A 14,709-nucleotide genomic window follows, 5' to 3' on the forward strand; every position below is an offset into this window, starting at 1 on the left:
TTTTCCGGTCCAAAGCTAGGGTCTGGTGTACTGCTTTTCCCCTACCCGTTGGGGTAGTTGGTGGAGTAGTCCAAGGGTATTTTAAGTGTTTTTACTCAAATAGCTGTGGGCAAATCGCCCGGTGCCCTGCGCCGGGCGATTTGCCCACATTCAAATTGACCCTGCAGGCAGGCATATTGTCAACCTGCCTGTTAGGTCTGATTACAGGGTACTTTAGTAGCGTACCAGTTTCGCGGTATGGCTTCGGGTTGGGGTAGTTATCTGCAAAAGATACACGCCCGACCCTGCTGAAAGGGGTACCCGCCGACGGATTGAATCAGTTGTTACTTCTATTATTTCGGTATGAAGCAAGCGGCCGCCAGTACCCACAACCCGGAGTGTCACTGGTTCGCTATTAGCTCCCTCCACTACTATGTCGGCCTTATCCTGTTGGGTTGCTCAGCGATACAGCCGGTTTTACACAACGGATAGCTTGACTTTGAAACCAAACGTGAGATTGCAACACAAAAACAAAGTAAAAAGATAGACAACCCGGTAAGTTGCGGAGACCCGGATAGTTTTTAAGCTCTTGAATACGAAACTATTAAGTACACCTTGTCTTCACGGATACACTTTGTATATACAGAGATGTTCTTTTGAAGTAGCTACAGCCGATACGAAAAAAACAAGAACAAAAATTTGCAGCCTTCCTAAATCATACCCTTTATTTGCATAAATCTATAAAATCAATAGATTATAAGTACTAATAGTCTATCTAACAGCAGGACTATATGGAGAAGTGGTCTTTAACGTGTTTGGGTATGAAAGTCTATTGGCTTAGCAAAACAATTGAAAACCAGATGCCCGAATTTGATTTGAAGTCGGAGAGGCTACGCTGCCGACCGGGGTAAAGGGTTGCACGTGGCGTCGCTTCAGAAAGGTTGAGTAATTGTAGCGGCCCTGATGTTTATGGGGCTTTTGTGTGAATCAAGTAGCGTAAAGCCCGATCCTGTTGGCGGCAACCACTGGATAGGGGAACAAAAAAGCCGGAACGGCGGCAACCGTCCCGGCTGGCTTAAAAACAAGGTCATGGCAGCCGACTAAGTCGGACTGACCTCATTTTTCACGTAACCAGTACAAAGTAATGCAAAAACGCGTACTTTTTGTAGTAGTCTGTCTACTACTGTCGGGTAGTTTGTTGGCACAAACTACAGGTGGAGACACGGATGGGCGGCCCACGAACGGGCGGCCCACGGATGGGCGGTCATCGGCACGAATCACCGGAACCGTCCGGTCCGACAAAGGGGAAGCAATCCCCGGCGTCAATGTGGTCATACAGGGGCAACAGCGAGGCACGGTCACCGACGCCAATGGGCAGTTCTCGATTGAAGCGACCCCCGGTCAACGGCTTATTTTTTCGTCGATCGGCTACGAGGGCGGGCAAGCCCAGATCAAAGAAGTTGGGAGTTCTACCAAACTGAACGTCACCCTGCGCGAATCGTCGGCTCAACTGGGTGAGGTAATTGTGGTTGGTTACGGCACGCAGGAGCGGAAAAATCTGATCGGTTCTATCACCAAAATCGACCCATCCGAAACAAAATCAATCCCGGTTGGCAGCTTCGATCAACAGTTGCAGGGCAAGGTGCCGGGCGTACAGATTTCTGCGTCGACGGGCGTGCCGGGCGAACGAACAAACATCCGGGTGCGCGGAGCCACCTCCATCAACGGCAGCACCGACCCCCTCTACGTCGTCGATGGGGTGTTTATCAACGGCAACAGCCTGCAAACGATCGGTACGGGGGGCAAAGCAACTTCGCCCATCGCTGACCTTAACCCTTCCGATATTGAAAGCATTGAAATACTGAAAGACGCCGAAGCCACTGCGCTTTACGGCTCGCGTGGGGCCAACGGTGTAATTCTGGTTACCACCAAGCGGGGCAGTTTCGGTCAGAAACCCACCATTAGCGTCAATGCGTCGGTTGGAGCTGCGCGAGCGGCTAAATTGTGGGACCTGACAACCGGCCCCCAACACGCCGAACTCGTGAACGAGTGGTGGGTAAACACAGGAAAAGATACCCCATCACTGAACCGCACCTTTTCCAATCGGCCGTTCAGGCCTGTTGCCGAAGTCGGGCGTGGCCTGCCCGAAGAACAGAAAACCTACGACCGACTGAGCGAACTGTTTCGGACGGCCCGTTTGCAGAACTACGACCTTGCCTTGTCGGGCGGAACCCAGACCACCAAATACTACATTGGGGCAGGCTTCAACAGCCAGGAGGCCATCATCCGACCCATCAATTTCGACCGGGCTAATTTCAAGGTTAATCTCGACCAGCAGGTGAGCGATAAGGTGCAGATTGGGGTCAGCAACACCTTTTCGCGTACGTACCGCAATCAGGCACGCGCTGGCGATGGCCCGGCCGGTGGCTTGCTACAGGCGGCTCTGCATACGCCAACGTACCTCTCGCCGGTAAATGAACAGGGCGTGCTGGTGGGCCGGGCCGGTTTTGATAACCTGACGTTGCTGCTCCAAAATTACGACGTCAACACCACCAGTCTGCGCTATATCGGTAACCTCTACGCCGACGCCCAGCTGCTGCCCGGACTAAAATTTCGGAGTAGCTGGGGGCTTGATTACAACAATTATAACGAGTCGGAATACTGGAATTCGCTCCTGATTTCAGGCAGCCCGAATGGGTTGGCAACCTCCAGCGTGAGTCAGTTTACGACCTGGCTTAACGAGCAAACTCTCTCGTATCGCGTGCGTATCGGAGCCAAACACCATGTTGGTTTGCTGGTGGGCAACACGTTACAGAGCGATGTGCTCACCCGTACCTATGCCGAAGGCCGTGGTTTTGCTAATGATGACTTCACCCAGATTTCGTCGGCCGCGACAACGGCCGCATCGCAAAGCTGGAGTAAAAATACGCTGGCGTCGTTTTTCGGGCGTGCTAACTATAATTTCGGGGGTAAGTATCTGTTCGATGTGAGCCTGCGCGCCGACGGCAGCAGCCGGTTCGGGGCCGACCGCAAATGGGGGTATTTCCCTGCTTTGGGTGCGGCCTGGCGCATCAAACAGGAGCCCTTTTTGCAAAGCGTATCCTTCATTAGTGACCTTAAACTCCGGGGTAGTTGGGGGGTAACCGGTAATCAGAATGGCATCGGCAACTTTGCCGCTCAGGGGTTGTGGACCGGTGGCACGGGGTATCAGGGCAATCCGGGTATTTCGCCCCAGCAATTGGGTAACCCCGATTTGCAGTGGGAGCGCACCGGGCAAAGTAGCCTCGGCTTAGATCTTGGCCTTCTGAACGAGCGCATACGATTGGAGCTGAACCTGTACCGCAAACTGACGACCAATGGTCTGATTCAACTGGCCCTGCCCGCCACCACCGGGTTCAGTCAGTACTGGAGTAATGCCGCCGAAATCAGCAACCGGGGCTTCGAACTGTCACTCTCTACGGTCAATGTACAGCGCGGCAACCTAACCTGGAGTACCAGTTTCAATATTGCCCGTAATGTGAACCGCATCGAGCGCTTACCCAACCCCCTTCGGTACGGTAGCCGCGACCTGATTTTGCAACAGGAAGGCTTCCCGCTGTACTCGTTCTGGGTGTATAAACAGTTGTACGTGGACACGCAAACCGGCAATGCGGTTTACGACGACGTAAACAAAGATGGGCAAATCACCGTGGCCGACCGGCAATTGCTTGGGAGTATCTGGCCCAAATTCTTCGGTGGGCTCACCAATAATCTGACCTACAAAGGGTTCGATGTAAATCTGTTCTTTGCGTTTCAGTACGGCAACCAGATTTACAATCATAACCGATTCTTTGGCGAAGGGGGCGGGGCTCGCGATGCCGCCCGAATCATTTTTGCCTCGAATCTGGCCCGTTGGCAGAAACCCGGCGATGTGACCGATGTGCCCCGTATCGACGGCATCAACGTAAATAACTACCGCGATGGGGGGAGCCGTTGGCTTGAAGATGGTTCGTTTTTGCGTCTGCGTTCGCTCACGGTGGGCTATACCTTCCCGAAAGAGCTGACAACCAAGGTCGGTCTGCAAAATCTGCGAATCTACGCCGTGGGTACCAACCTCTGGCTCCTCACTCGCTACACCGGTCTCGACCCTGAATCATCGGCGAGCAGCGACCCCAACGCGCAGGGTATTGACCTCGGTACTCCTCCGCAACCTGTTGGTATTCAGGGTGGACTAAGCCTCACTTTCTAACTTTTCCGACCTCATGAAACGAATTAAATACATCGCTCTACTGGGCGTTGGGTTGGCGGTTAGTGCCTGCCAAACCTTTTTAGACGTCAAACCGCTCGAATCTATCTCCGATGCGGTAACCATAAAAGACCAAACCTCGGCCCTTACAGCCCTGCGGGGTGTGTACAGCGCCCTGGCCGATGCCGGGTATTACGGCACGAGTTTTCCAAGTATCGGTTATCTGTCGGGCGACAATATCGTTTGGACAGGGTCACAGTCGCAGGTGCAGGAGTTTATCAATAAGCGGGTGAGCGCCGAAAATGCAACGCTTAGCTCGGCCTGGATTGCTATGTACCGCACCATCAACCGGGCCAACAATGTGCTGGAGAAAGTGCCCGCCGTAACCGATCCCGCCCTGACCCCAGCCCTGCGGAACGCGTACCTGGGGCAAGCTTATGCCATTCGGGCGTTGGCTTATTTCGATTTGGCCCGGACGTGGGGCGGGGTGCCTATTATTACGAAGCCAACCCTCGGTCCCGCCGACAATGCCGGGATTCGGCGGGCTACGTTGGCAGCAACCTATGCGCAGGTGCTCAGGGATCTGGAGGCTGCCGAACCACTGTTGCCGCTGGCAACCGACCGGTACAACGTGACCCGCAAAACGGTATTTGCGCTCAAAGCGCGCTATTTTCTATACAACAAAGATTGGGCAAAAGCTGAGGATTTCGCGGGCCGCCTGATTGGTGATTCGACGAATTACCGGCTTTTGCGCCCGTTTGGTGCCTTTTTTCAGAACGACGCCCGGGGCACGCAGGAGTCGGTTTGGGAGATTTTTTACAATGGTACCACTGAGGTAAACACGCACCGGAATCAGTGGCAACCCCAAACGGCCGGTGGTACCCGTCAGTGGGCACCCAACGACGCGCTCGTGGCCTTGCTAACTAACCCGGCCATCGGCGGAAACCGCTCGGTGCTCGTGGCCCGCGACAATCAGAACCGCCCATACGGCACGTTGTATTACCGTAATCCGGCCTCCGACCCGTCTTATATTTTCCGGATTGCCGAAGCCTATCTGATTCGGGCTGAAGCCCGTGCCCAGCAAAACAAGCTGACCGAGGCTCTCGCTGACCTCAACGCCGTTCGCGAACGGGCCGGGCTTGCCCCGCTCCGTAGCTCAACCGTAGCTACGCCCGAAGCGGTATTACTGGCCATTGAAAATGAACGACGTGTGGAGTTTGCGCTGGAGCCGCACCGCTGGTTCGATATTGTTCGGACGGGTCGCGCGCCGGCCGTGTTCAACCTGACCGACCCGAACCGGTACCTCATGCCCCTACCCATTCAGCAGCTCCTGTCTGATAAGGCACTCGAACAAAATCCTGGCTACTAACCCCTTTCCGTCATGAAAATCTCATCAATCCAGACCATTGGTATCCGGTTTGTGGTGCTGTACATGGCTATTCAGCTTTTGCCGCTCGACGGTCAATTTTTCAAGAACCTGTTCGATTGGTCAGGCGATTCGGTTGCCTACGCTTTTACGCGGTGGCTGTTCAACCTGTCGCGGTATGCGCCCTCGTTTTTTGGTTCAACGGCTACGTTTACAAACTGGGCGGTAGTGGCTCTGTTGGCCGGCATCGGCACCTTAATCTGGGCGCAACGCTCCCCGAATCCAGCAGCCGACGAGCGTGTGTATGCCTGGGTCAGGGTGGCGGTTCGGTACCGGCTCGCCTGGGCCGTGATAGCTTACGGTTTCCTCAAACTGTTTCCGATTCAGGCCCCCCTGCCGTCGTTGAGTAGCCTCAATACGGCCTACGGCGACCATTCGGCCTGGAAATTGTTTTCGCTCTCGCTGGGGGTTGTGCCGGGGTATCAGGCGTTTCTGGGTGGAGTTGAGGTGTTAGGCGGCTTGTTGTTGCTCCACCGCAAAACCACCGCTATTGGAACCCTGATTCTGTTACCGTTTTTGGGGAATGTGTTTTTCTCCAACCTCGCTTATGAGGGCGGTGAGTACATCTACAGCGGGCTGTTGCTCACCTTTGGGCTGTTTCTGTTTGGGCACGATGCCGCTCGTTTGTTCCGCCTGGTATCCCTCGAACGCCCGGCCCGGCCCAATCAGGAACCTGCCGCCCTGTCGACTATTCCGCGAGCGGCCCGCTATGGGCTAAAAGGGGCGTTTTTGGGTTTGGTTGTAGGTGTTTACGGGTTCACAACGGCATTCACGCCCCGGGCTATCCGGTACCCGCAAACGCCCGGCCTGCGTGCCGAGGGGGTGCTTGGCCTTTACCGGGTGGAAACGTTTAAGCAGGATGGGCAGGTGATTCCTTACGCAAAAATGCACCCAGGCCGCTGGCAAGATGTGGTTTTTGAGCCCTGGAATACGCTCAGCATCCGGTCGAACCGGCCGGTAACAATCCACCATGTTTCAACCGAAGAGCTACCTGCCGGTGCCGCCCAAAGCGATCACGAACTGGCCGGTTCGCAGGGACGGCTTTACTACCGGTACACAACCGATGTTGCCCGGACTCAACTGCTTCTGCAGAATGCAAACCCCCATCACGCTACCGATCGACTTAGGTTACGGCTCACCCGAGCTGCCAACAACCGGCTCACGCTGCAAGGCACCGATTCGGAAGGGCACCGGGTAGAGGCTACGCTGGTGAAAGTGAACAAAAAATACCTGCAACACGAAGCCGCCAAAGCTGGTCGGCGGGGCTCACTCACTCTTTAACTCACAGACCTATGGCAACCTATCCAATCACGCCTGAACAAATTGAACTTGGGTTACGAAAGCCGATTTCGGCGGCTGTTGCGCCTGCAAATCCGCCGGTATCTGCAGGCGCAACAGCCCGTCCCTGGACCGAGGGCCAGAAAATTCTGTTCAGAATTGCCTTTGTGTTTTTCATCGCCATGTCGTTGCCCAATGACCTGGCCTGGTACAAAAATGCCCTCACTCTTGACTGGCTTCACCCGCACTACCGCGATTTCTACGATTTGGCCCGCTTCGGGTCGGGTCTGGGGCTATTCGGGAATCGTATCTTCGGGAGTACCTTGAATGGCTATGCCATTTGGGTAATCACGCTGCTGTTTGCCATTGCGGTAGGGGCCGTCTGGACGGCCGTTCTCTGGCTTCGCAAGGCGGAACCCGCTCATTATGAGACCCTGTACTACTGGCTGCGGGTGGTGGTGCGGTACCGCGCGGGTATCGGTATCATCGGGTTTGGGTTCACTAAACTGCTACCCACCCAGTTGCCATACCCGTCGTTGGGGGTGTTGAACACCGATTTTGGTGATTTGACGCTACAAAAAATTTACTGGTTGTCGATTGGCATTGTGCCCTGGTACGAGGTGTTTACGGGTGTAGTTGAGGTGGCCGCCGGAGCATTCCTGTTTTTTCGAGCCACTACGTTCTGGGGGGCGGTGCTGTTGTTTGGGGCCCTGGCCGACATTGTGTACGTCAACTTTGCCTACGACGGGGGCGTGCATGTATATAGTTCGTATTTCGTGTTGTTATCCGGCTTTTTGCTGGTCTACTACATCGCCGACCTCTACAAGTTGCTCATTCTGGAGCAGCCCGTGGTGCCTGTGTATTTTGCCCCAAACTTTACGGGTTGGCAGCAATATGTACGTATCGGGCTGAAAGCGGCTACCCTCGGCATTTTTCTGGTCTGGCTGTTCTGGCTGCAATGGACCAACTGGAAATACGACCCCTATAAGCAACCCGCTCAGAAAGGGATTAAGGAGTTACGGGGTAATTATGCCGTGACCGAGTTCCGAATCCACGGCGGTCCCGAGACCGGACAGCTCCTGCCCGAATCGCCGACCGACACCCTCCGCTGGCAACAGGCTACGTTTGAAAACTGGACTACGCTGACGTTCAAAACGGCCAAACCCGTCCAACTGGACCTGTCGAACGGAGGGGGAGCCCCCATGCGCGACATCAACCGCACGTTTGAACTCACGGGAGTAGCCGGTGGGCAGCGGGTGTTCTATTACGAAGCCGATACGGTGAATGGTGTTCTGTATTTGCAGGACAAAAACCGGGGTGCCCGGGCGAGCCAGGCCGAAAACGCCACCCGCGAATATCTGGTGAACAACCGCGACCTGGGTGGGCAAGGCGCCCGACCGGCCGGTCCCGGCGAGTCTCGCCCTGAACGCGACCCGGTTCAGGCGGCCAAAGACTCGCTCGAAGCTGTTTCGTTTATCCCGAAAGCAGTACAGGTCATCATCGGGCCCGAAGACCCCAAAATACACCCACTTGCCCGCTCTACCCGGCGCTCCAAAGGCATTCGGGCGGAAAGTAAACCTGTCAAACGGAACCGGATGGTGCTTGCTTACACCGTACAAAATGGCGGACAGCGGGTGATTCTGCGGGGCATCAACGAGCATAAAGATTCCATTTATGTGGTACTTGATCGCTACGTGCGGCCGTACGCGCTCAGCCGCAGCACGCTCGAAGCCGGTACGTATGAATAGGCTAATTGGTCTCTCATGCGTGATGATGGTGATACTGGGCGGGTGGGTTCGTCACTCGCCCGGTACCAACTCTCCTATAGTGCCAACGGATACCATACCGGGTCGGTTTGGTTTCGGGCGAGCTGCCTCTGCCGCACACCTGACCCGACTGGACAGCGATGTGCGCCCCGATGGTATAGGCCTACCACCGGGTTCGGGTACGGCGGGGCAGGGGGCCGTGCTTTTTCGGGCCAAATGTGCGGCCTGCCACGGGCCGGGTGGTACGGGTGGACCAAACGGTGCCCTCGTTATGACGGCCCCTGCTGATGCCTTAGCATTATCCGGCAAACGGCCCGAACGGGTCATTGGCAATTACTGGCCTTACGCGACAACCGTCTTTGACTACATCCGGCGGGCCATGCCCTTCAATGCCCCCGGCTCCCTCATCGATGACGAGGTGTATGCCCTCACCGCTTACCTGCTGTCGGCCAATAAAGTAATGGATTCAACGATGGTGCTAAATGCCAATACGTTACCGACTATCTGTATGCCGGCTCAGCACTTGTTTGTGCCCGACGACCGGCGGGGTGGGCCCGAAATTCGATGAGTAATGAAGAAAAACGAAACCGAAAGAACCCCAAATGTTAGCCGTCGGAGCCTGCTGGGGGGTGCCGCAACAGCGGCTGTGGCCCTGGTGCAAAACGCATTGGCGAAAGGTTGGCCTGCAATGGCGGTTCAGGTTGGCATTTCGCAATATGAACTCAAATTACTCGATGACCCGACCCGCGTACCGGGTTTGCCGCCGGGCGAGGTCGGAACCCGATCGGCGTTTGAGAAGCTGGTAAAAAAACCCTCCGATATATCGTCTCGGTCCCCCTTGCAGGATCTTCACGGCATCATTACCCCCTCGGATTTGCACTTTGAGCGACACCATAACGGGATTCCTACGGTCGACCCGGCCCGGTACGAGCTAACCATTCACGGGCTGGTTCACCGACCCACGGTGTTTTCACTGGCCGACCTGAAGCGGTTTCCGAGCGTATCGCGGATTGCGTTTCTGGAGTGTTCAGGAAATTTTCGGACGGGTAAAGAAACGATGAGCCCGCAGGAAATTGCCGGGCTGACGAGCCAAAGCGAGTGGACCGGGGTGAAACTGTCGACCCTCTTTCGGGAGGTGGGCGTGAAGCCTTCGGCTACGTGGTTTCTGGCCGAAGGGGGCGACGCGGCCCGGATGACCCGCAGCATTCCGGTACAGAAAGGGTTCGACGATGCCCTTATCGCGTATGCGCAGAACGGCGAAGCCCTCCGGCCCGAACAAGGCTATCCGGTACGGTTGTTTTTGCCCGGTTGGGAGGGGAACATGAGCGTTAAATGGCTCCGTCGTCTTGAGTTGGGCGACGCCCCCTGGCACACGCGTGAGGAAACGTCCAAATACACCGAGCCGGTGCGTGCACCCGGTGGCGGGCCTGGTAAAATTCGGCAGTTCAGTTTCGAAATGGACGCCCGCAGTCTGATTACGTACCCGGCCTACCCGGCACAGGTAGAACGCGGTTGGATTGAAATACGGGGCCTTGCCTGGAGCGGGCGCGGCAAGGTTGTTCGGGTTGAGGTCAGTACCGATGCGGGCCGGTCGTGGCAAGTGGCCGAATTACAGCAACCCGTGCTCGATAAGGCCCATGTCCGCTTTCGGCACCTCTGGCGCTGGGATGGAGCCGAAACCGAAATCTGTAGCCGGGTTACCGACGAAACTGGCTACACGCAGCCAACCCTAAAGCAATTGATCGATGCCCGCGGCCCCGATACGGGTGGGTACCACCTGAACCCGATTACGCCCTGGGTGTTAAAAGCCGATGGTCGGGTGTTCCATAAACCCCAAAACTGGCGGTGACCCGTCAGGTACAAAATCATGAATGGTACAGAAAAAAAATACGATGCGGTCGTTGTGGGCGCGGGCCCTAATGGACTCAGTGCTGCCATTGTGCTGGCGCGGGCGGGCCTGTCGGTGAAGGTACTGGAGGCACAGCCTACACCCGGCGGAGGGGTTCGCTCGGGCGAGCTGACGTTACCGGGCTTTGTGCATGACCTCGGCTCGGCCATTCACCCGTTGGCGGTTGCTTCTCCGTTTCTGAGTCGTTTGCCCCTGGCCGAGTTTGGGCTCGAATGGATAACCCCCCCCGTGGCAGCGGCTCACCCACTGCCCGACGGCCGGGCTGCTTTGCTGATGGGGTCTGTAGCCGATACAGCCGAACGGCTCGGCCCCGATGCGGCCACGTATCAACAGCTATTCGAGCCAATTATTGAACACCTGCCCAGCTTACTACCCGATATTCTGGGTCCATTGCGCTGGCCGGGCCACCCCCTCAAGCTGGCTCAGTTTAGCTTGAATGCGGTGCAACCGGCTACGTGGCTTGCCCGTCGGTTCCGCAGCATGGAGGCACGCGCGCTATGGGCGGGTATGGCGGCTCATTCTATTCAGCCGTTGAGTAACCTGACCACCTCGGCTATTGCACTGGTGCTGATGGGGGTGGGGCACCGGGTGGGCTGGCCTTTACCCAAAGGGGGAGCCCAGCAGATTACCCAGGCGCTTGTTCATTATTTGCAGTCGTTGGGGGGCGAGGTAGAAGTGAACCGGCCCGTCCGCTCGTTTGGTGACCTGCCCCCTGCGCGGGCTATATTGCTGGATCTGACACCGAAAAGTGTGCTTCAGCTTGCTGGCGACCGGTTCCCGTGGTTGTACCGGAAACAACTGGCGACCTACCGGTATGGCCCCGGTATTTTTAAAGTTGACTGGGCGCTGGATGGCCCCATTCCGTGGGCTAATCCCGATTGTAGCCGGGCGGGGACGGTGCATTTGGGGGGTACGTTGGAAGAGATAACTCTGGCCGAAAAAGTCACCTATAGCGGCTATCATCCAGACCGGCCCTACGTGCTGCTGGCCCAACAAAGTGTGTTTGATGACACGCGAGCCCCGGCCGGCCGACATGTGGGGTGGGCTTATTGCCACGTCCCGAACGGATCGACGGTCGATATGACCGAGCGAATTGAGCAACAGGTAGAGCGTGCTGCACCCGGTTTTCGCGACCGGATTCTGGCTCGGCATACCCAGAACACAAAGCAAATTGAGGCCTGGAACCCGAACTATGTCGGGGGCGATATCAACGGGGGCATTATTGATGTGGGGCAATTGTACACCCGCCCCACGTTCCGATTAACTCCCTACCGCACGGGTGCGCCCGGCCTATATATCTGCTCCTCAGCGACCCCACCCGGTGGCGGGGTGCATGGTATGTGCGGCTATCAGGCAGCCCGTTTTGCGCTGCGCGATTGTTTCGGGAAAGATGTGCCTGCTGACTTTTCTTTTCATTCACCTTTGCCTCTGCCTATGTGAATAAACAATGGTCCTTGAAAATACGAAACGCTGATTTGGGTTGGTCTTTGGTTTGCTCAGTAGACATGGAAAGCTACTCGATTCCGGGCTCAAAAGAGCTTACACCACCCAAAGTCTTGTTCAATAATCTGTTCTTTATGTTTTTCCAAAGATTGGACGTATGCCTCAGCAACAGGCGACAGTTTTTTGTCTTTGTGCCAAATGAGCATCCAGGATGTTTGTAGGGGTAACCCTTCAATCGGAATAATTTGTAAATCGTTGTTGAGGAGTTCATTCCGGATTCCAATTAAGGGCATTATAGAGTAGCCAAGTCCGGCCAGAAGGGCTTGTTTTACGGCCTCATTGGAGGTAAGCTCCAGGCGCTTGCGTACCACGAGTTGACGTTCCGAGATAAACGTTTCCATCATAGAACGTGTCCCCGAACCCGCTTCCCGATAGATGAGCGGAAGCTTTTCGAGTAGTTGGGGGGTAGTGTCGGGGGGAGCGGGGTGGTCGGGTCGACGCCCCACCAGATAAAGCTTATTGGGCATCAGTTCCAGATAGTTAACTCCTAATTGATGGGGTATGATCGACATCAGTGCGAAATCGACTTCATTGTTGGCCAGACTACTGATTACCTTTTGCCGGTTTGTCACATCCATCACCAATTCAATGCCCTCATGCTTGCGTAAAAAGTCCGACAAAAAATACGGCATCACATACTTACCCGTTGATACCACCGATACTCTCAACTTGCCATGCAGTAAGCCTTTGTAAGCCAAAATCCGATTGTTAATGGCATGGGTCTCGTTCAGAATCTTCTCGGCTGCCCGGGCAATTTCCCAGCCAAAATCGGTTAGGTAAACCCGGCGGCTGATGACCTCCGTGAGGGGGATTTCAAATTGATCCTGAAAATTTTTTAACTGAATTGAGATAGCTGGCTGGGTCAGATGCAGCACCTCAGCCGCTTTGGTAATGCTTTGTGTTTGTGATATGGTCAGAAAGACATGTAGCTGGTGCAGGGTGTAATTCATAAATAAAAGTTATGTATAACATCAAATATATAAATTATTATTTATGAATTATAGCCATGAACTTTGCCCTCAGTTCACATACACACATTCATCATAATGACACGAATTACTGTAGCCAAAGGGGATGGAATTGGCCCCGAGATTATGGATGCAACGCTGTCTATTTTGCAGGCGGCTGGTGCTCAATTGGAAATTGACGAAATTCAGGTTGGCGAGCAGGTTTACCTGGCTGGAAATATGTCGGGTATTTCTGCCGAATCATGGGACATCATTCGGCGTAATAAAGTGTTTTTAAAAGCGCCCATAACCACACCGCAGGGGGGAGGCTACAAAAGCCTCAACGTAACTATCCGTAAAATGCTGGGGTTATACGCCAATGTTCGGCCCTGTATGAGCCTGCACCCGTTCGTTAAAACCAAGCATCCGAATATGGATGTGGTTATAGTGCGCGAAAATGAAGAAGACCTGTATGCCGGCATTGAGCATCAGCAAACCGATGAGGTTGTGCAATGCCTCAAGCTGATTAGTCGGCCGGGTTGCGAAAAAATTGTACAGTATGCATTCGCCTATGCCCGTCAGTATGGCCGCAAAAAAGTAACCTGCTTTACAAAAGATAACATCATGAAACAGACTGATGGTTTGTTTCATCGGGTATTCGATGAGGTAGCCCCCGCGTTTCCTGATCTGGAAACCGAGCACTGGATTATTGACATTGGAGCTGCCAAATTAGCTGATACGCCCGAGGCTTTTGATGTTGTTGTGATGCCAAACCTGTACGGCGATGTGCTGTCCGATGTGGCGGCTCAAATTGCTGGCTCGGTTGGTTTAGCCGGTTCGGCCAATATTGGGGAAGAATGTGCCATGTTTGAAGCCATCCACGGATCAGCTCCCCGCCGGGCCGGTCAAAATCTGGCAAACCCATCGGGACTTTTGCAGGGGGCCATCATGATGCTCAACCACATTGGGCAGGCCGAAGTAGCCGAACGCGTACAGAATGCCTGGTTGAAAACGATTGAAGATGGCGTGCATACCTACGACATCTATAAAGAAGGGGTTAGCCAGCAAAAAGTAGGAACGAAGGAGTTTGCTCAGGCCATCATTGACCGACTCGGGCAGCAACCGGGTATTTTGAAGCCGGTTTCGTACGCGAACTCACAAGCTATCGAATTGCCTGTGTACGAACGCAAACCGGCGGTTGCTAAAGAGTTACTGGGTGTTGATGTGTTTGTTCACTGGGCGGGCACTGACCCTGAAGAATTAGCGCAGCAGGTGGGAGCCTTAGCCACTCCTGAGTTACCCCTGAGTATGATTACGAATCGCGGAATCAAGGTTTGGCCGAATGGCTTCAAAGAGACCTTCTGCACGGATCATTGGCGTTGTCGTTTTCTGCCCCAAACCGGTAAGCCGATCAGCAAACAGGATATTATCCAGATTTTATCGAAAGCGGCAGAGCATAATATTGATACGATTAAAACCGAAAACCTCTACGCGTTTGCGGGAAAGCAGGCCTTCTCAATGGGACAGGGCCAATAAATACCGTTTTCCCGTTTGGGGGCTACTGGCTCAAATGAGCTGAGAAGGCCGCTTGCTGGTGTAGCAGGCGGCCTTCTCATTAATTCATCCCGAATCGTGAAGATTACCTCCCACAAACAGGCAGCGACTCTTAGGATGTG

The 14,709-nt window shown here is 54.8% G+C and carries 10 protein-coding genes; 8 read left to right on the forward strand and 2 right to left on the reverse strand.

Annotated features, from left to right (window positions below):
- Positions 1–213 precede the first annotated feature (213 nt).
- On the reverse strand, positions 214–408 hold the full coding sequence (locus F5984_RS27045; RefSeq protein WP_394367446.1) for a T9SS type A sorting domain-containing protein: 195 nt from the start codon (positions 406–408) through the stop codon (positions 214–216).
- 715 nt (positions 409–1,123) lie between these two features.
- On the opposite strand from F5984_RS27045, the gene F5984_RS22160 reads away from it, so the two are divergent.
- The 7 genes from F5984_RS22160 to F5984_RS22190 are packed head-to-tail and all read left to right on the forward strand — an operon-like array spanning position 1,124 to position 12,023.
- Complete coding sequence (locus F5984_RS22160; RefSeq protein WP_152126406.1) at positions 1,124–4,207, forward strand: SusC/RagA family TonB-linked outer membrane protein; 3,084 nt, start codon at positions 1,124–1,126, stop codon at positions 4,205–4,207.
- Between the two features lie 13 nt (positions 4,208–4,220).
- A complete protein-coding gene (locus F5984_RS22165; protein WP_152126407.1) occupies positions 4,221–5,573 on the forward strand; it encodes a RagB/SusD family nutrient uptake outer membrane protein in 1,353 nt (450 codons plus the stop codon).
- 12 nt (positions 5,574–5,585) lie between these two features.
- The gene (locus F5984_RS22170) at positions 5,586–6,911 is read left to right on the forward strand and encodes a DoxX family protein (protein WP_152126408.1); all 1,326 of its coding nucleotides are present in this window, start codon (positions 5,586–5,588) and stop codon (positions 6,909–6,911) included.
- An 11-nt stretch (positions 6,912–6,922) separates the two neighbouring features.
- Positions 6,923–8,656, forward strand: coding sequence for a hypothetical protein (locus F5984_RS22175; RefSeq protein ID WP_152126409.1), 1,734 nt, complete (start codon positions 6,923–6,925; stop codon positions 8,654–8,656).
- Positions 8,649–9,242, forward strand: coding sequence for a c-type cytochrome (locus tag F5984_RS22180; protein WP_152126410.1), 594 nt, complete (start codon positions 8,649–8,651; stop codon positions 9,240–9,242). Before F5984_RS22175 ends, F5984_RS22180 begins: the two co-directional genes overlap by 8 nt.
- Before the next feature lie 3 nt (positions 9,243–9,245).
- The gene (gene soxC / locus F5984_RS22185) at positions 9,246–10,523 is read left to right on the forward strand and encodes a sulfite dehydrogenase (RefSeq protein ID WP_152126411.1); all 1,278 of its coding nucleotides are present in this window, start codon (positions 9,246–9,248) and stop codon (positions 10,521–10,523) included.
- A gap of 18 nt (positions 10,524–10,541) precedes the next feature.
- Entirely contained in the window at positions 10,542–12,023 is a 1,482-nt protein-coding gene (locus F5984_RS22190) for a phytoene desaturase family protein (RefSeq protein WP_152126412.1), read from the forward strand.
- 89 nt (positions 12,024–12,112) lie between these two features.
- On the opposite strand, the gene F5984_RS22195 is transcribed toward F5984_RS22190, so the two are convergent.
- Positions 12,113–13,036, reverse strand: a complete 924-nt coding sequence (locus tag F5984_RS22195) for a LysR family transcriptional regulator (RefSeq protein ID WP_152126413.1) — start codon at positions 13,034–13,036, stop codon at positions 12,113–12,115.
- Between the two features lie 96 nt (positions 13,037–13,132).
- Between F5984_RS22195 and F5984_RS22200 the strand changes: the two genes are divergently transcribed.
- Entirely contained in the window at positions 13,133–14,569 is a 1,437-nt protein-coding gene (locus F5984_RS22200) for an NADP-dependent isocitrate dehydrogenase (protein WP_152126414.1), read from the forward strand.
- Positions 14,570–14,709: the final 140 nt, after the last annotated feature.

The organism is Rudanella paleaurantiibacter, from assembly GCF_009184635.1.
GTDB lineage: Bacteria > Bacteroidota > Bacteroidia > Cytophagales > Spirosomataceae > Rudanella > Rudanella paleaurantiibacter.